This window comes from Flavobacterium hydatis (assembly GCF_000737695.1).
Classification (GTDB): domain Bacteria; phylum Bacteroidota; class Bacteroidia; order Flavobacteriales; family Flavobacteriaceae; genus Flavobacterium; species Flavobacterium hydatis.
The window spans coordinates 33,148-50,818 of the sequence record NZ_JPRM01000001.1 but is presented as its reverse complement, the minus strand read 5'-3'; the positions used below and the strand labels follow the sequence as shown (position 1 = coordinate 50,818).

Genomic DNA, 17,671 nt, shown 5'->3' with positions numbered 1-17,671 from the left:
CCTGTATTCATAAAATAAATATTAACTACATATGAAATTCAATCCTAAATATTTGCCAATAGTTATTGGAGTAACTTTAGCTCTGGGAACTGTCCTTGGAGGTATGCTAAACGCTCCAGTACAGGATCAGTTTTTGGCTAAAACCAACTCTAAGAACAAGCTCAACAAATTAATTGATTTCATCAATAATGAGTATGTAGATAGCGTTAATACCGATTCTATTGTAAACCTTACAGTAGATAATATATTATCAAAACTAGATCCCCATTCCGTTTATATTCCGCCAAGCGAACAAGCAGAAGTTGCCGAAAGTATGAAAGGTGATTTTGTAGGCATTGGTGTGAATTTTTATATGTATAGAGATTCTGTAGCAATTATAAAACCTGTAGAAAATGGCCCTTCGGCAAAAGCAGGAATTCTGGCTGGCGATAGGATTTTATACGTAGGAAAAACAAAATTGTTTGGTCGAAAACTTCCTTCAGACAGCTTATTTGCTAAGCTAAAAGGAGAGAAAGGAACAGAGATTGAATTGACAGTTTACAGAAAATCAGAACAAAAGAAATTAAAAGTAAAAATAAAGAGAGACGTCATCCTGATAAAGAGTGTTGATGTCACGATGTTATTAGATAAAACCACAGGATATATTAAGATTAATCGTTTTGCAGAGACCACTTTTGCAGAGTTTAAATCAGGTTTAACCAAGCTAAAGCAAAAAGGAATCGAGTCGCTTATTATCGACCTTCGTGATAACGGAGGAGGATATATGGAAGAAGCAGTTGCGATTGCCGATGAATTCCTAAAAAATAAACAACTGATTGTTTTTACCAAAAATAAAAATGGTGATACAGAGAAAACCTATGCTACAGGAACCGGAAGTTTTGAAAACGGAAAAGTATCTATTCTAATCAATGAAAATAGCGCTTCGGCAAGTGAGATTCTTGCAGGAGCAATCCAGGATAACGATAGAGGGAATATAATTGGTCGCCGTTCTTTCGGAAAAGGATTGGTGCAGCGCGAAATGGATTTTAATGATGGCTCTGCCGTGAGATTAACCGTTGCGAGATATTACACACCAACAGGACGTTCTATCCAGAAGCCATATAGCCACGGAAACGAAGATTATTTTAAAGAATCAGATTCACGTTTTAATAACGGAGAACTATATAGCAAAGACAGCATTAAAGTTGTTGACACATTAAAATATAAAACCCCAAAGGGAAAAATTGTTTACGGAGGTGGAGGTATAGTGCCAGATGTTTTTGTGCCGATCGAAATGGAACATGGAAATGAAGGTGCGGCTTATTTATTACAAACAGGTATTGTAGGACATTTTGTTTTTGAGCAATTAGATAAAAACCGAAAAGCATTCACGGGATTAAACTATAAAGATTTTGTTGTTAAAATGCATGCAACAGATGATTATTTTAAATCTTTTCAAAAATACCTTTCTATAAACGGATTAGATTTAAAATTAGAGAAAAATAAAGCAATCATTAGTCGTTATATCACAGCCGAATTTGCTCGACAATTGTATGGCGAAATTTACTATTATGATATGATTCTTAAAAATGATGCAATGATTAAAGCTGTTTTAAATCAGAAGAAATAACGCTAAATTTTATCAAAATGGAAGTAAGTACTATTGTAAATGCCGAAATCGAGCTTTTAGCTGCTGTTAAAGATGCAGATGTTCTAGCTCTGGAAAAAATCCTTCACGATGATTTACTATTTAATTTGCCAGATGGACAAACGATTACTAAACAATTCGATTTAGGTACCTATCGTTCTGGTAAAATGAAAATAGATGTACTAGAAGCTTCAGATCAGATAATTAATGTAATCGATGATTCAGCTGTTGTGGGAGTTACAGTTTTGCTAAAAGGAAAATATGATAACGAACCATTTGATGGTGTTTTTAGATACATAAGAGTCTGGAAACAATTTGAAGATTTAAAAGTAATTGCTGGAAGTTGTATTCAATTAAGGTAGAATTAATAATAATTTGAGTAATGCTTAGGGAACTTCGCGGTTAAATAATAAACATGAAAAATATAAAAAGAATAAGTTTCCTATTCGTTTTAATGACTTTTGTAATTTCTTGCGCTTGTATGAAAGATAAAAACACTATTTCAGGAAAAGTAGAATCTATCGAGTTTGGTAAAGACGGATACACGGCAAAAGTAAAGACAGAAAAAAACGAAATTTATTATGCTACAATAAGTATTGTGAATGTGGGCGGTCCTGAAAATTACAAAAAATTAAAAGAAGGAGATGAAGTTTCCTTAAAAGGAGAAATCTGGAAAGCCGACACCGAGAAACATATAAAAGTAAAAGAAATCGTTTCTGTTAAATAAAGATTTAAACCATATAAGTTATATAAGTTCATTTAATATATGCGCAATGCATTATATTGACTTATATAACTTATATGGTTTAATAATTTTACAGCAAAATATTATCGAGTACTATCGTGTGCATGAGTTTGCACACCATTATTCCATATTGTTAAGATATCGGTCGCAACGGCAGCGCCACTTCCTGCAGCAATTGCTAGTTGGCTTCTCCAGCCAGCCAGAGTACCAATTACATAAATACCTTCGGCAACTTTATGGTCGATGTTTTTTAACTGAATGCGTTGTTTTTCGGGAAGAGCTTTTTTATGAGGTTCGATATATTGCATCAAGCCTTCGATAGCAAATGTATTTGCGGAACCAATCCCTACAACTACCATTTTAGTTTTATACGAGCTTCTGTTTGTGGAAACTAAAAATTCAGGATATTCACCTTCTATTTTTATTACCTTTTCATTTGGTATTTGCTCAATATGCGGATATGCTTGGCTTAAATGTTCGGTGCTTTCAGATAATAATTCAGAACCTAATTTTCCCGGTGCAATACCATACGCATTATTAAATAGAGCCTCTTGAAGAGAAGAGTTTTTTTGGTGAGTAAAAACTCCAATTTTTTTGTCAATAGCAAAAGGTTTGTTTTGTGCAGATCCTAAAACAAGTGCACAGGACATACTTGATACCCCTCCGCCAATAATTAAAACGTCAAACATATTATTGTTGATCGTTCATCTTTTCTTCTATTTTTTTAGAAATTCTAAAAATTAGAAGGATTAGTACAGCGCAAAATGAAGCAGCGATTCCAATAAAAGCTACCATGCTATCTCCTTGTAAAGGATTTTGAAAATCAAGCAAAGTAATATTGAAAACAATCAATGCTAATGCTAAAAGCACTAATATGGAAGTAAAAATTTTCATAGGACAATTATTTGTTTCTAACTATTAAGAGAAATATATAAAAACCGAATTGTTGTTTTTGGGATTCCTAAAACGAAGATTCTGGTATTTAAGTATTTCTGAGGGGGTAAATTTATGAAAATAAATGTTAGACAAACAAACCTTTAACATTAGCTGCAAATAATTTAACAGCAATGGCTAAAAGGACTACACCAAAAGTCTTACGAACTACGCCAAGGCCATTCTCGCCCAGTAATTTTTCGATTTTCGAAGAAGATTTTAAAACGATATATACCAAGATAATATTCAGTACAATTGCTATAACTATATTTATAGTATGAAATTGAGAACGTAAGGATAATAAAGTTGTCATTGTACCTGCTCCCGCAATTAACGGAAAAGCTAACGGAACAATAGATGCAGAACTTGCCTCTTCGTTACGATAAATATGTATACCAAGAATCATCTCTAAAGCTAAGAAGAATAAAACAAAAGAACCAGCTACAGCAAAAGAGTGTACATCGATACCGATTATTTTAAGAAAGCCTTCTCCGATAAAAAGGAAAATAATCATTATAAGACCAGCAACGATTGAAGCTTTTTCAGATTCGATATGCCCAACTTTTGATCTTAGGTTAACAATGATTGGGATAGAACCCACAATATCAATTACTGCAAATAACACCATCCCGACAGTGATAATTTCCTTAAAATCAATTTCTAGCATAATTTTTTGATTTAGTGTTTAAAGATGTGCAAAGTTAGATAATAAAGTTAGGGCTTTTTCATAAGATTATAACAATAGTGCATTTTTGTTATAAAAACACGTGTTAAGCTGTAAAATAATGATTTTTATAACAAAATTTTGTTTTTACTTCAAGGATTCGCAAAGATTTTCAGTAAAGTTCTGAGCGGAAATGTCTGGTTGAGATTCGTAAAGATTTTAAAATGTCTACTAAAACTTAATTTTTCATTGTTTTTGTTGATGAAAAAAAAACTTTGGGGTTAAATTTCAACAGATTCTGCAGTAAAAATTTAATCTCATTTCATCTGTTTTCTTTGCCTATCTTTGCACTTTATAAATTACAGTATTTTATTATCATGTTTCAATTAGGAAAAACCATCGTTTCAGAAGATATTCTTGAAAAAGAATTTGTTTGCAATTTGTCAGCTTGTAAAGGTGCTTGCTGTGTTGATGGCGATGCTGGAGCTCCGCTAAGTGAGGAGGAAACAAAGATATTAGAAGAAATATATCCTAAAGTGAAGCCTTTTTTACGTAAAGAAGGTATTGAAGCTATCGAAGCTCAGGGAACTTGGGTAAAAGGAACCGATGGAGACTTAGAGACTCCATTAATTGATAATAAAGATTGCGCCTATGTAATCTTTGATGGTAAAACCGCTCTTTGCGGAATCGAACAAGCCTATAATCAGGGAATCGTAACTTGGAAAAAACCAGTTTCTTGTCATTTATACCCAATTCGAGTAAAAGACTTTACCGAGTTTGCTGCGGTTAATTATGACAAATGGGATATTTGTGATGCTGCCTGTTCTTTAGGTCAGGAGCTTGAAGTTCCTGTTTATAAATTCGTAAAAGAAGCGTTAATTCGCAAGTTTGGAGAAGATTGGTATATGGAACTTGATAAAGTTGCCGAAGAACTGAAACGCTCTTAAAAACATCTCATTTTTTTTACAACCAAACAATGCAGATATTGCAATAAAAATTATTGCAAATGATCTAAAAAAAGATTTTTAAAAATTATAAAAAAGTCTTGCATTTTATTTCAAAAATCCTATATTTTACGCTTGCTAACGTGAATTTGGACAGATTTAACTGTCTAATTTTCAGAATGTTAGGAATTGTATGAAAATTATTCTGTTTTTGTCCCTTTGTTAAAAACTAGACTCGATTGTGAATAAGTTTGACTTTTATTTTAGCCAACAAATGACAATCTTTGTAGTCTACAGAAATGGATGAAAATCTATTGAAAATATTTAAAATAAAACACAACAATAATGTCACAAGTCGAACCAATTTTACAAGAAAATAAGAACCGTTTCGTAATTTTTCCTATCAAACATCATGATATATGGGAATGGTACAAAAAAATGGAAGCTAGTTTTTGGACTGCTGAAGAAATTGATTTGCACCAAGACTTGAATGACTGGAATAATAAGTTGTCTGACGATGAAAGATATTTTATCAAACATATATTAGCATTCTTTGCTGCATCTGATGGAATTGTAAATGAAAATCTTGCTGAGAATTTTGTAAACGAAGTACAATATGCAGAAGCAAAGTTTTTCTACGGATTCCAAATTATGATGGAGAATATTCATAGTGAAACCTATTCATTATTGATAGATACTTACGTAAAAGACGAAGCAGAGAAAGATGAATTATTTAATGCATTAGATGTTTTTCCAGCAATTGCAAAAAAAGCAAAATGGGCATTAAAGTGGATTGAGTCAGATTCATTTGCAGAGCGATTAATTGCTTTTGCAGCAGTAGAAGGAATCTTCTTTTCAGGAGCTTTCTGTTCTATTTATTGGTTGAAAAAACGTGGATTAATGCCAGGATTAACTTTCTCAAACGAGTTAATTTCTCGTGACGAAGGAGTTCACTGTGATTTTGCAGTGCATTTACATAATCATCATTTAGTAAACAAAGTTCCTAAAGATAGAATTAAAGAAATTATCGTTGATGCTTTAAACATCGAAAGAGAGTTCGTTACAGAATCTCTTCCAGTAAGTTTAATCGGTATGAATGCAGTCTTAATGACACAATATCTAGAATTTGTTGCCGATAGACTACTTGTTGAATTAGGATGTGACCGTGTTTACGGTTCAGCAAATCCGTTCGACTTTATGGATATGATTTCACTTCAAGGAAAAACTAATTTCTTTGAAAAACGTGTTGCAGAGTATCAAAAATCAGGTGTGATGAACACAGATAGTGATGCTCAAAAAATTTCATTCGATGCAGATTTTTAGACAACAAAGTATTTTTTAGCGACTACCACGACGCTCAAAAAAACAAAAAATTAAGAAACGAAGGTTTCTATAACTAAACAATTTTAAAGTTGAATCTGATTTCCCCCAAATCGTAGATTCAGCACAATTACGGACTAATTTTCGGCCTATATTAGGTTGAGGAGAGGGTAACTATTGGAAATCTACTAATTTCCAAATAAATAAAAAAACACGCAATGTTTAAATATAGAGGTTAGCTCCTCTATGTTTTCATTTTTTCAATAATAATTATAAAGGTAAGCTTATGTATGTAGTAAAAAGAGATGGCCACAGAGAGCCAGTAATGTTTGATAAGATTACAGAAAGAATCAAAAAATTGTGTTACGGGTTAAATGAACTCGTAGATCCTGTTAAGGTAGCTATGCGCGTTATCGAAGGATTGTATGATGGGGTTTCGACTTCGGAACTAGATAATCTTGCTGCCGAAACTGCAGCTTCAATGACGATTGCACACCCGGATTATGCTCAATTGGCTGCTCGAGTTGCAATTTCAAATTTACACTCTAATACTAAAAAATCGTTCTCAGAAACGATGAAGGATATGTATAACTACGTAAATCCAAGAAATGGGCAAGAAGCACCACTTCTTTCGGACGAAGTTTACAAGGTAATTCAGGAAAATGCTGAGTTTTTAGATTCACATATCATATACACAAGAGATTTTAATTACGATTACTTCGGGTTCAAAACTTTGGAGCGTTCGTATTTACTTAAAATAAATGGTAAAATTGTCGAGAGACCACAACATATGTTAATGCGTGTGTCTGTAGGTATTCACCTTGATGATTTAAAATCGGTAATGGAAACATACGACTTAATGTCTAAAAAATTCTTTACCCATGCAACGCCTACATTGTTTAATGCAGGAACTCCAAAACCGCAAATGTCATCTTGTTTCCTTCTTGCAATGCAAGACGATAGCATCGATGGAATTTACGATACATTGAAACAAACGGCTAAAATCTCGCAATCAGCGGGAGGAATCGGACTTTCTATTCATAACGTACGTGCAACAGGTTCTTACATTCGTGGAACTAACGGAACATCAAACGGAATTGTTCCTATGTTGAGAGTATTTAACGATACGGCACGTTATGTAGATCAAGGTGGGGGAAAACGTAAAGGTAGTTTTGCAATTTACATCGAAACTTGGCACGCAGATATCTTTGAATTTTTAGATTTAAAGAAAAACACAGGAAAAGAAGAAATGCGTGCGCGTGATTTATTCTTCGCCATGTGGACATCTGATTTATTCATGAAACGTGTACAGGAAGATGCATCTTGGACATTAATGTGTCCTAACGAATGTCCGGGATTATACGATGTTTACGGAGAAGAATTCGAAGCAATGTACCTTGACTACGAATTTAGAGGAAAAGGAAGAAAAACAATCCGTGCTCGTGAATTATGGGAGAAAATCCTTGAATCACAAATCGAGACCGGAACACCATATATGTTGTACAAAGATGCAGCAAACCGTAAATCTAACCACAAGAATTTAGGAACAATTCGTTCATCAAACTTGTGTACAGAGATTATGGAGTTCACCTCTAAAGATGAAATTGCAGTTTGTAACCTAGCTTCTATTTCGTTACCAATGTTTATCGAGAACGGAAAATTTGATCACGAAGCGCTTTACAACGTAACAAAACGTGTAACTCGCAACTTAAACAAAGTAATCGACAGAAACTACTATCCGGTAAAAGAAGCAGAAAATTCTAACATGCGTCACCGTCCGGTAGGTCTTGGTGTACAAGGATTAGCAGATGCTTTTATCTTGTTGCGTATGCCATTTACAAGTGATGAGGCTAAGAAATTAAACCAGGAAATTTTCGAAACATTATACTTTGCAGCTGTAACCGCATCTATGGAAATGGCTCAAGAAGAAGGACCATATTCTACATTTGCAGGATCTCCAATGTCACAAGGAGAATTCCAATACAATATGTGGGGAATGAAAGACGAAGAATTATCAGGACGTTGGGACTGGGCTTCGTTACGTAAAGAAGTAATGGAACATGGAGTTCGTAACTCATTATTAGTTGCGCCAATGCCTACAGCTTCGACTTCACAAATTTTAGGAAACAACGAAGCTTTCGAGCCATATACATCAAACATTTATACACGTCGTGTATTGTCAGGAGAATTTATCGTTGTAAACAAACACTTACTAGAAGATTTAGTAAAACTAGGATTGTGGAACGAAACATTGAAACAAGAAATCATGCGTCATAACGGATCAGTTCAAAACATTGATATTATCCCGCAAGACTTAAAAGATTTGTATAAAACAGTTTGGGAAATGTCGATGAAAGATATTATCGATATGTCACGCCAAAGAGGTTACTTTATAGATCAATCGCAATCATTAAACTTGTTTATGCAAGATGCGAACTATTCTAAACTTACATCAATGCACTTTTACGCTTGGCAATCAGGTTTAAAAACAGGAATGTATTACCTACGTACTAAATCAGCTGTAGATGCAATTAAATTTACATTAAACAACGATAAAAAAGAAGAAGATGCACCAACAGCTTTAGTTCCAGAAACCGAAGCAATAAGTGTTGAAGATTACAAAGCAATGTTGCTAAAAGCACAAGCAGGAGATCCAGACGATTGTGAAATGTGTGGTTCTTAATTAGAAGAAAGAAAATAGAATAAAGAGAAAAGATTTATTCTTAAGTTAGTAGAAAGCAGTTATCGTTATGATAGCTGCTTTTGTTTTTTTAGGAGCTTTTTCCCGCTTTTCGTTGCAATCTTTTTATTTTTAAAGGAAAAATAAAAAGGATTTCCACTGCAATCGGGGCTAGGAATTGAGATGCTAGCATTAATTTTTGCCCAATTTTGTCTTTCTGAGGAACGAAGAATCTCCGTTAGTAGCTCGGCTATCTTCAATTTTCGGTATAGCCCAAGGTTTCAACCTTGGGGATACAATGATGTTTAATTAAATTCGTATCCAAGGTTGAAACCTTGGACTATGTTATTATATCGTTTTGAATAAAAAATGAGGTATTACAAATAGGTATTCACTCTTGTTTGGATGATTCCGCTCGTTTCCTGTTAATTAGATTTAGATAATATCCCCAAAAATTCTCCGTTCTAATTATACTACCTAATTAAAAAAAAACTTAGCGCCTTAGCATCTAAGAAACTCAGAACCTCCCTTTTAAACCTTTTAAGAAAAGTTAAGTCTTATTCTCAAATAATTCCTGCGTTATGAAAAAAAGCAATGTTTGGTCGTTACGATTGGGTTTCTCTGGAAAAGAATCCGACAAGATTGAAAAACTAGGATTAGAAAAATTTCTAAAACATTCCTATGATTCAAAGTTTGACAAACAACTTCCTGCTTTTTTAGACGATGATCCCAAAACACTTATTGAACTTAAAGAACTACGTGAATCTATAAAAACGGCTGATTCAGAAGCAAAAAAGAAGATTCTTAAAAAAGAAATCTACTCGGCAGTCGAATTAAAAAAATGGTGGATAGCCAAGATGCGAAACGATGAATTTCCGCTACGCGAAAACATGGTTTGTTTCTGGCATAATCATTTCGTTTCGACTTCCCAGAAAGTAAAAGTCAATTATTGGATTTATCAGCACAATATGATTTTGCGAGAGCATGCTTTTGGAAACTTCAAAGAACTCACCAAGCAAATCATAAAATCAAATGCAATGGTGAAATACCTGGATAATGTCGATAATAAAAAAGGAAAGTACAACGAAAATCTAAGCCGTGAATTACTTGAGTTGTTCACAATCGGAATTGGAAATTATACCGAAAATGATATTAAAAATGGAGCAAGAGCTTTAGCAGGATTAAATCTGGGAGATGATGGAGCAGTTTACAGGCGCTTTGCCGAAGATGATAGTGATAAAACCTATTTCGGGAAAACTGGAAATTGGAAAGTAGATGATCTCGTAGATATTATTTTTGAGCAGAAAAGCATTCCGTACTTAATTACCCGAAAAATTCTGAAATGGTTTATTTACGATAATCCTTCAGAAGATTTGGTAATTTATTATGGTGATTATTTCAGGAAAGTAAAGTTCGAAATACAACCATTGCTAACTAAAATATTTACCGAAGAATATGCTAAAGATGTTTCTGGAACTAAAATAAAAGATCCATTGGTTTATATTTTGCAGCTTTTAGATGAATTGCATATTGATGATCTCGACGATGGTATAGTCATGTTTTTTTTGAAACAACAAGGAATGGACTTATACAATCAGGTTAATGTGAAAGGTTGGGATGGTGGAAATTCATGGCTGACTTCTCAAGTTTATTTACAACGTAACAATACATCAGATTTACTTTGCAGTGGAAGAAGTATTACAAGAAAGGTACTAAATACAATGAGTGATGAAAGTGAGAAACCAAAGACTGAAATCGAAAAAATTGATATTAAAATAGATTTTGATTCTAATGGGAGTAATAAAACAATTATTGCCGAATTGTCAAACAGGCTTTTGTTTAATGTCAATGACGCAATGCAAAAAGACATGGAGAATTTGCTTAAATATGATTTTGACCCGAAAGAACCTCATGCCAATTTTGCAGTAATCCGACTGTTTAATTACATTACCAAGTTACCCGAATACCAATTAATCTAGAAGTTTAAAGCAATGAACAGAAGGAATTTTATATCGATAACAGGAACATTTACTGGCGGAATGCTTTTGCTTCCTGATTTTTTGCATGCTTATGGTTCTCAAAATAGTTTGGTAATTGGCGAGCAATGCGTTGTATTTGTACAGCTTAACGGAGGGAATGACGGATTGAATACTTTTATCCCGTATGATAATCCTTTGTATTATGATTTAAGAACAAAAATAGCTTTAGATAAAGATGTTGTGATAGGGAAAAATAAAGGAATGGCATTTCATCCTTCTTTAAAAGATTTTGCACAAATGCAACAAAACGGAGATTTAACCGTAATTCAAAATGTAGGTTATCCAGAGCCGATTCGTTCGCATTTTCGTAGTCAGGAGATTTGGCAAACAGCAACAGATTCGGATAAATATATAAATGAAGGTTGGCTCGGACGATATCTGGACTTGCAATGTAAAGGACATCAGGCTACGGCTGGAATAAATATAGACACAATAGATAATTTGGCTTTAAAAGGAATTGAGCCAAATTCAATCACGGTAAAAGATCCAAACCGATTTAAAGTAAAATCGGATAAGGAAGAAAATGTAACATTATCGAATAATCCTCAGTTGGATTTTGTTCGGAAAATCGCCAATTCGGTTACCGAAGGATCCGATGAAATTCAGAAAGCATTGGCGAAATCTAAAACAGAAATAAGTTATCCTAAAACCGAACTATCTAAAAATCTGGAATGGATTAGTCGATTAATAAAAGGAAATCTAAATTCGAAAGTATATTATACATCGCTTGGCGGATTTGATACACATGATAATCAACTTGCAATTCATGAGAAAAAATTAACTGATTTAAATGATGCGTTGTACAGTTTTTATCAGGATTTAAAACAAGCACAATTACTTCAGAATGTTACAGTTGTTGTATTCTCGGAATTTGGTAGGAGAGTAAAAGACAACGGAAACGGAACAGATCATGGAACGGCAGCACCAATGTTTATTATAGGAGGGAATAATAAAGGAACAATTTTAGGAAAAAATCCTGATTTGTCTAACTTGGATAATGGCGATTTAAAATATGAAATTGATTTTAGAAGTGTTTATGCTTCTTTGTTACAGCAAAAAATGAGCTTTGATTATTCTAAAATAGGAATAAGTAACAAACCTGTTGCTGGATTGTTTACTTAAGTTAGTATTGAATTGTATCATACTTTGACTGGAGACAATTCTGAAACGCCATCATTATGATGTTTTTTATGGGAAAGCCTTTTGTCGATAAAGTTTATGAAATAATTGCGCTCTATAAATCGAAGAAAATAATTGTTTAAATTTGTAAAAAAAAAGTGATGAGTTATCCGGTTTTACAAATTGCACATAAAATTATTGCACATACAGACGCTAGTCAGGGAGAGATTATTTCTAACTTGAAATTGCAAAAAATACTTTATTATATGCAGGGTTTTTTTATTGCTGTATATGATAAGAAATTATTTGAGGAAGAATTTGAGGCTTGGCAATATGGTCCTGTTGTGAGAGGGATGTATGATCATTTTAAAGACTTTGGTTCCGGTGCTATTACGTTAAACGGAGATGAGCAAATTGTAGAATTGACTGAAGATGAAAATGAATTGTTTATAGAAGTAATGACTGAATTTGGACAATTTTCGGCTGTAAAGTTGATGCAAATGACGCATGCAGAGTTACCATGGAAGAGAATTTTTCATGAAAATCCTCAAGGAGAAATCTCTTATGACTTGTTGAGAGAGTATTTTAAAACTCAAATCATCGAGTAGATGGGAAAAATTAAAAAGAGAGATATTAAGGAAAGTAAAATAACAGTTCCTAATCAAAATAATACCGAATTAAACTATCCGATTTTTTGCTTCAAGCATTTACAGACTGAACCAAATAAAGATTTTAAGTTTTATGCCGATTTTATTGAGAGATTAAAAAAGCTGTCTAATTTAACTTGGAATCAGATAAATGTAGCTCAAAAACATGGTTTTGGAACTGAAAAAATACCTGTTGGACAAATAAAACCTGATTTACCTAAATTTGTTTCTCCAGATGTGACTGACTTAACAGTTTTTAGAGCAAATGGGGATAATAGACCTTTTCTTGGTTTAAGAAATCAGAATGTTTTTCATATCATATTCTTAGAAGAGAGGTTTGGAGACATCTATAATCACTAATTAGCAATTGGTTAAATCGCATTTTAAGATCGTTTTATTTAAATATCTTACAAAATTGAGCTTATTTGTTAAGAAATCCTTTTTTGTTTCATAAAAAGCATTATTTTTTTTGGTGCGGTAAAAATAATTTATACATTCGCAAAGTATTTATTGAAAAACACAAACAAAATGTCAAGCAACCGTTTTTATTTTAGCAACTCTTTTTATTTCTTCTTTAGTAGAAGTGAGGATTGTGCTATGGTTATTTGAGAAAATTTAAAAGACAAATAAAACTAATATACAATCCTGATGCAAATCAGGATTTTTTTTTGAGTATATGACAACAAAAATTGCAATACAAGGTATTAAAGGTTCATTTCATCATCAGGTAGTGAATGAGTATTTCTCTGAAAACGTGGATATTGATGAGTGTTTATCATTTGAGGAATTAATTGATAGCGTTCTTTCTGGTAAATCAGATCAGGCCGTAATGGCTATCGAAAACTCGATTGCAGGGCCAATTATTCCGAATTATGCGTTGATAGATAAGAATAATTTACACATAATTGGAGAGCATTATTTAAATATTTCTCAGAATTTAATGGCATTGAAAGGTCAAAAAATGGAGGATATTACAGAGGTTCATTCGCACCCAATGGCATTATTACAATGTATGGATTTCTTAAAAAAATATCCAAATATAAAATTGGTAGAGGATAAAGATACTGCCGAAACGGCAAGAAGAATCCAAGAGAAACAATTAAAGGGGATTGCCGCAATTGCAAGTAAAACGGCTTCGGTTATGTATGATTTAGAGATTATTGCGCCAGGAATTCAGACAATAAAAAATAACATGACCCGCTTTGTGATTATCAAGAAAGAAAATTCTTTTTTGCCAAAAAATGAAATCAACAGAGCATCGATTAAATTCGAATTAAATCATAAAAGAGGAAGTCTGGCAGCAGTTTTAAACGTAATGAGCGATTGCAAACTGAATTTAACAAAGATTCAATCGTTGCCAAAAATAGAGACGCCTTGGAAATATTCATTTTTCGTAGATGTAACTTTTGAAGATTACGAAGATTACGCAAAAGCAAAACGATTAACCGAAATAATGGCGGAGTATTTTAAAGTTTTGGGAGAATATAAAAACACAAAACCTTTAAATGAGGTTTAAAAGTCATAAAGTCAAAGTAAAAAGAGCCTAAAGCTTACGGCTTAAAGCCTAAAGCAAAAACATAAAAACCATGATTACAACAGCAAAAAGATTAGATGTCGTAGAGGAATACTACTTTTCTTCGAAACTTAGAGAAGTAAGACAATTACAATCTGAAGGAAAACCAATCATCAATATGGGAATTGGAAGTCCAGATTTAAAACCTTCGAAAGCGGTTGTCGAAGCAGTAGTTTCGGCAATGCAGGATGAAAATGCACATCAATATCAAAGTTATCAGGGATTGCCAGAATTAAGAAAAGGAATGGCCGATTTTTATCAGCATAATTATGGTGTTACTTTAAACCCAGCTAATGAGATTTTGCCGTTAATGGGTTCTAAAGAAGGAATTATGCATATATCGTTGGCTTTCTTAAATGAAGGTGACCATGTTTTAATTCCGAATCCAGGATATCCAACATATACTTCGGTTACAAATTTGGTTGGTGCAGTTCCTGTTTATTACGACTTGAAAGAAGATAATAATTGGGAACCTGATTTTGAAGCTTTAGAGCAATTAGATCTTTCCAAAGTAAAGATTATGTGGTTAGGTTATCCGCATATGCCAACTGGAGCAAGAGGTAGTTTGGAGTTATTTGAAAAATTGGTTGCATTTGCTAAAAAACATAAAATTTTATTGATTAATGATAATCCGTATAGTTTTGTTTTGAATGATAAACCAATGAGTTTATTACAAGTAGAAGGTGCAAAAGAAGTGGCTTTAGAGCTTAATTCGTTAAGTAAGACCTTTAACATGGCAGGCTGGAGAGTTGGGATGGTTTTAGGAAATCCTGAAATTATAGATGCTGTCTTGAAAGTAAAAAGTAATATGGACAGCGGTATGTTCTACGGAATCCAGAAAGGTGCAGTTGCAGCTTTGAATTGTGATAAATCATGGTTTGAAGATCAAAATGCGATTTACAGACGCCGTCGTGAATTAACAGAAAAGTTAGCAGAAAAGTTAGGCTGCAAAGTTTATAAAGAAGGAGTTGGACTTTTTGTTTGGGCAAAACTTCCGGAAGGAATTGAGTCATCAGAAAAGTTCATTGACGAAATATTATACGAGAAACATATTTTCATCACACCGGGAACAATCTTCGGGAGTAATGGTGAAGGTTATATTAGATTCTCGTTGTGTGTGAAAGAAGAAAAAGTACAAGAAGCGATAGAGAGGTTTTAAATTTTAGATTTCTGATTTTAGAGTTTAGATTTCCTGCAAGGTTTTTTAAACCTTGTAGGTATTAATTAGAAGTTCTTGAAAAAATATGAAGTCCTAGCCCTGATAGAAGTGGAAATCCTTTTGTGCCGGGGTTCGGCAGAAAAGATTGAAACAGATAGCAGGATTAGCTTTAAAATAAAATTAAAAAATGAATATACACGTAATAGGAATAGGGTTAATAGGAGGTTCGATGGTTTTAGATATCAAAGAATTATATCCAGAGGCTACTATTTATGGAATCGATAATAATGAAGCGCATCTGAAAGAAGCTATTGCGCTTGGGGTTATTGATAAAGCGTCAACTTTTGATGATTTGGTAACTGCCGATTTTGTAATTGTTTCGGTTCCTGTAGATGTTGCGCTTACTGTTTTGCCTAAAGTTCTGGATGTGATTGGTGAGAACACAATTGTTTTTGAAGTTGGTTCTACTAAAAAACCAATTTGCGAAGCGGTAGCAAATCATCCGAGAAGAAGAAATTTTATAGCAACTCATCCGATTGCGGGAACGGAATTCTCTGGTCCTTCGGCAGCGATCAAAGGACTCTTTAAAGGGAAAACAAATATAATTTGCGAGGTGGAAAAAACCACTTTTAAATTGCAAGAAAAGGCGTTGCAGCTTTTTACAGCAATCGGAATGCGTATAAGATATATGGAACCAAAATCGCATGATAAACATATTGCTTATGTTTCGCATTTGTCACACATAAGTTCGTTTATGCTCGGGAAAACGGTTATAAATAAGGAGAAAGACGAGCAGGATATTTTTGATATGGCGGGAAGTGGATTTGAAAGTACCGTGCGTTTGGCAAAAAGTTCTCCCGCAATGTGGACTCCGATTTTTAAACAGAATAAAAAACAGGTTATTGAAACCCTGGAAGAATATATATCAAATCTTACCCAGTTTAAGGATTTGCTGGTTGCAGATGATTATAATGCCATTTATGAGGAAATGGAAAGTGTGAATAAAATAAAAGAAATCTTAAACGGAATAACAATAAAAAAATAATTAAAAAAATGGAAAACAAGAAAGAAATGAGAAATTGGTTAAATGACTTCAATTTAACTCATCCGCTTGTAATTGCAGGGCCTTGTAGTGCTGAAACTGAAGAACAAGTATTGAAAATTGCTCACGAATTAAAAGATTCTGATGTAAGTATATTCAGAGCTGGAATCTGGAAACCAAGAACGCGTCCGGGAGGATTTGAAGGTGTAGGAGAAATTGGTTTGAAATGGTTACAAAAAGCTAAAAAAGAAACTGGTTTATTAATGGGAACTGAAGTTGCGACTGCTGCTCATTGTAAACTTGCTTTGGAGCATGATATCGATGTTTTATGGGTTGGTGCTCGTACTACAGCAAATCCATTTGCGGTTCAGGAAATTGCAGATACGCTTAAAGGAACTGATAAAATTGTTTTGATTAAAAACCCTGTTAACCCAGATTTATCTTTGTGGTTAGGTGGTGTTGAGCGTTTACATATGGCGGGAATCGAGAAATTAGGTGTTATACACAGAGGATTCTCGACTTATGAAAAAACTAAATACAGAAATATTCCAGAATGGCAAATTGCTATCGAATTACAAAATAAATTTCCTGATTTACCTTTAATCATTGACCCATCTCATATTACTGGAGATCGTAAAATGATTCTTGAAGTAACTCAAGAAGCTTTAGATTTAAATTATGATGGTATGATTATCGAAACTCATACTGATCCTGATAATGCATGGAGTGATGCTGCACAACAAGTTACGCCAGATGCTTTAAAACAAATTTTTAAAGATTTGAGAGTAAGAAAAACTGATGATAAAACTGATGAGTATAGCCAAAAAATGTCGAAATTAAGAGCTAATATCGATGTTCTTGATGCTACTTTGTTAGACTTATTAGGAAAACGTATGAAGGTTGCTGACGAAATTGGTCAGGTGAAGAAAGATGCAAACGTTGCTATTCTTCAAAACAACCGTTGGAACGAAATTCTTGGTAAAATGATTCTTGAAGGTGAGAAAAAAGGATTATCGGAAGAATTTGTTCTTAAAATGTTTAAAGCAATTCACCAAGAAAGTATTAGCCACCAAGAAAGAATTCTTAACGCATAATTCTTTTTTAGACTATTAAGAGGTATAAGTTTGTATAAGGGTTTGTAAGCATTAACCTTAAATATATTTGTATTACTTAAATGGA

General features: G+C 33.4%; 17 protein-coding genes. 14 read left to right on the top strand and 3 right to left on the bottom strand.

What is annotated here, in order from left to right; translation table 11 throughout:
- Positions 1-31: 31 nt before the first annotated feature.
- From IW20_RS00225 to IW20_RS00215, 3 genes are read left to right on the top strand one after another with little or no spacing between them, the layout of a single operon-like run.
- Positions 32-1,609 carry a S41 family peptidase gene (locus tag IW20_RS00225; RefSeq protein WP_035617294.1) on the top strand — a complete coding sequence of 526 codons (1,578 nt, stop codon included), beginning with the start codon at positions 32-34 and terminating at the stop codon, positions 1,607-1,609.
- 17 nt (positions 1,610-1,626) lie between these two features.
- The gene (locus IW20_RS00220) at positions 1,627-1,989 is read left to right on the top strand and encodes a nuclear transport factor 2 family protein (RefSeq protein WP_035617293.1); all 363 of its coding nucleotides are present in this window, start codon (positions 1,627-1,629) and stop codon (positions 1,987-1,989) included.
- Between the two features lie 53 nt (positions 1,990-2,042).
- A complete protein-coding gene (locus IW20_RS00215) occupies positions 2,043-2,354 on the top strand; it encodes a hypothetical protein (RefSeq protein ID WP_035617292.1) in 312 nt (103 codons plus the stop codon).
- A gap of 101 nt (positions 2,355-2,455) precedes the next feature.
- On the opposite strand, the gene IW20_RS00210 is transcribed toward IW20_RS00215, so the two are convergent.
- From IW20_RS00210 to IW20_RS00200, 3 genes are all read right to left on the bottom strand, one after another.
- Positions 2,456-3,061, bottom strand: coding sequence for an FAD-dependent oxidoreductase (locus tag IW20_RS00210; RefSeq protein WP_035617291.1), 606 nt, complete (start codon positions 3,059-3,061; stop codon positions 2,456-2,458).
- A 1-nt stretch (position 3,062) separates the two neighbouring features.
- Positions 3,063-3,266, bottom strand: coding sequence for a hypothetical protein (locus IW20_RS00205; protein WP_035617290.1), 204 nt, complete (start codon positions 3,264-3,266; stop codon positions 3,063-3,065).
- A 127-nt stretch (positions 3,267-3,393) separates the two neighbouring features.
- Positions 3,394-3,972, bottom strand: coding sequence for a MarC family protein (locus IW20_RS00200; RefSeq protein WP_035617288.1), 579 nt, complete (start codon positions 3,970-3,972; stop codon positions 3,394-3,396).
- Between the two features lie 374 nt (positions 3,973-4,346).
- Between IW20_RS00200 and IW20_RS00195 the strand changes: the two genes are divergently transcribed.
- The 11 genes from IW20_RS00195 (at position 4,347) to IW20_RS00145 (ending at position 17,586) form a co-directional block, all read left to right on the top strand.
- Complete coding sequence (locus IW20_RS00195) at positions 4,347-4,916, top strand: DUF3109 family protein (RefSeq protein ID WP_035617286.1); 570 nt, start codon at positions 4,347-4,349, stop codon at positions 4,914-4,916.
- A 342-nt stretch (positions 4,917-5,258) separates the two neighbouring features.
- Positions 5,259-6,236: a ribonucleotide-diphosphate reductase subunit beta gene (locus IW20_RS00190; RefSeq protein WP_035617284.1), complete on the top strand. Its 978-nt coding sequence runs from the start codon at positions 5,259-5,261 to the stop codon at positions 6,234-6,236.
- Positions 6,237-6,519: 283 nt separating this feature from the next.
- On the top strand, positions 6,520-8,916 hold the full coding sequence (locus IW20_RS00185) for a ribonucleoside-diphosphate reductase subunit alpha (protein WP_035617282.1): 2,397 nt from the start codon (positions 6,520-6,522) through the stop codon (positions 8,914-8,916).
- 578 nt (positions 8,917-9,494) lie between these two features.
- Positions 9,495-10,892 carry a DUF1800 domain-containing protein gene (locus tag IW20_RS00180; RefSeq protein ID WP_035617280.1) on the top strand — a complete coding sequence of 466 codons (1,398 nt, stop codon included), beginning with the start codon at positions 9,495-9,497 and terminating at the stop codon, positions 10,890-10,892.
- A gap of 12 nt (positions 10,893-10,904) precedes the next feature.
- Positions 10,905-12,074 (top strand): DUF1501 domain-containing protein, encoded by a 1,170-nt coding sequence (locus IW20_RS00175; RefSeq protein ID WP_035617275.1) that lies wholly within the window; start codon positions 10,905-10,907, stop codon positions 12,072-12,074.
- Between the two features lie 158 nt (positions 12,075-12,232).
- Positions 12,233-12,679, top strand: a complete 447-nt coding sequence (locus tag IW20_RS00170; RefSeq protein ID WP_035617273.1) for a Panacea domain-containing protein — start codon at positions 12,233-12,235, stop codon at positions 12,677-12,679.
- Positions 12,680-13,078, top strand: a complete 399-nt coding sequence (locus IW20_RS00165) for a hypothetical protein (RefSeq protein ID WP_035617271.1) — start codon at positions 12,680-12,682, stop codon at positions 13,076-13,078.
- Between the two features lie 316 nt (positions 13,079-13,394).
- Positions 13,395-14,234 carry a prephenate dehydratase gene (locus IW20_RS00160; protein ID WP_035617269.1) on the top strand — a complete coding sequence of 280 codons (840 nt, stop codon included), beginning with the start codon at positions 13,395-13,397 and terminating at the stop codon, positions 14,232-14,234.
- A 70-nt stretch (positions 14,235-14,304) separates the two neighbouring features.
- On the top strand, positions 14,305-15,450 hold the full coding sequence (locus IW20_RS00155; protein WP_035617268.1) for a pyridoxal phosphate-dependent aminotransferase: 1,146 nt from the start codon (positions 14,305-14,307) through the stop codon (positions 15,448-15,450).
- Positions 15,451-15,637: 187 nt separating this feature from the next.
- Positions 15,638-16,495 carry a prephenate dehydrogenase gene (locus tag IW20_RS00150; protein ID WP_035617263.1) on the top strand — a complete coding sequence of 286 codons (858 nt, stop codon included), beginning with the start codon at positions 15,638-15,640 and terminating at the stop codon, positions 16,493-16,495.
- A gap of 8 nt (positions 16,496-16,503) precedes the next feature.
- The gene (locus tag IW20_RS00145) at positions 16,504-17,586 is read left to right on the top strand and encodes a bifunctional 3-deoxy-7-phosphoheptulonate synthase/chorismate mutase type II (RefSeq protein WP_035617262.1); all 1,083 of its coding nucleotides are present in this window, start codon (positions 16,504-16,506) and stop codon (positions 17,584-17,586) included.
- Positions 17,587-17,671 lie beyond the last annotated feature (85 nt).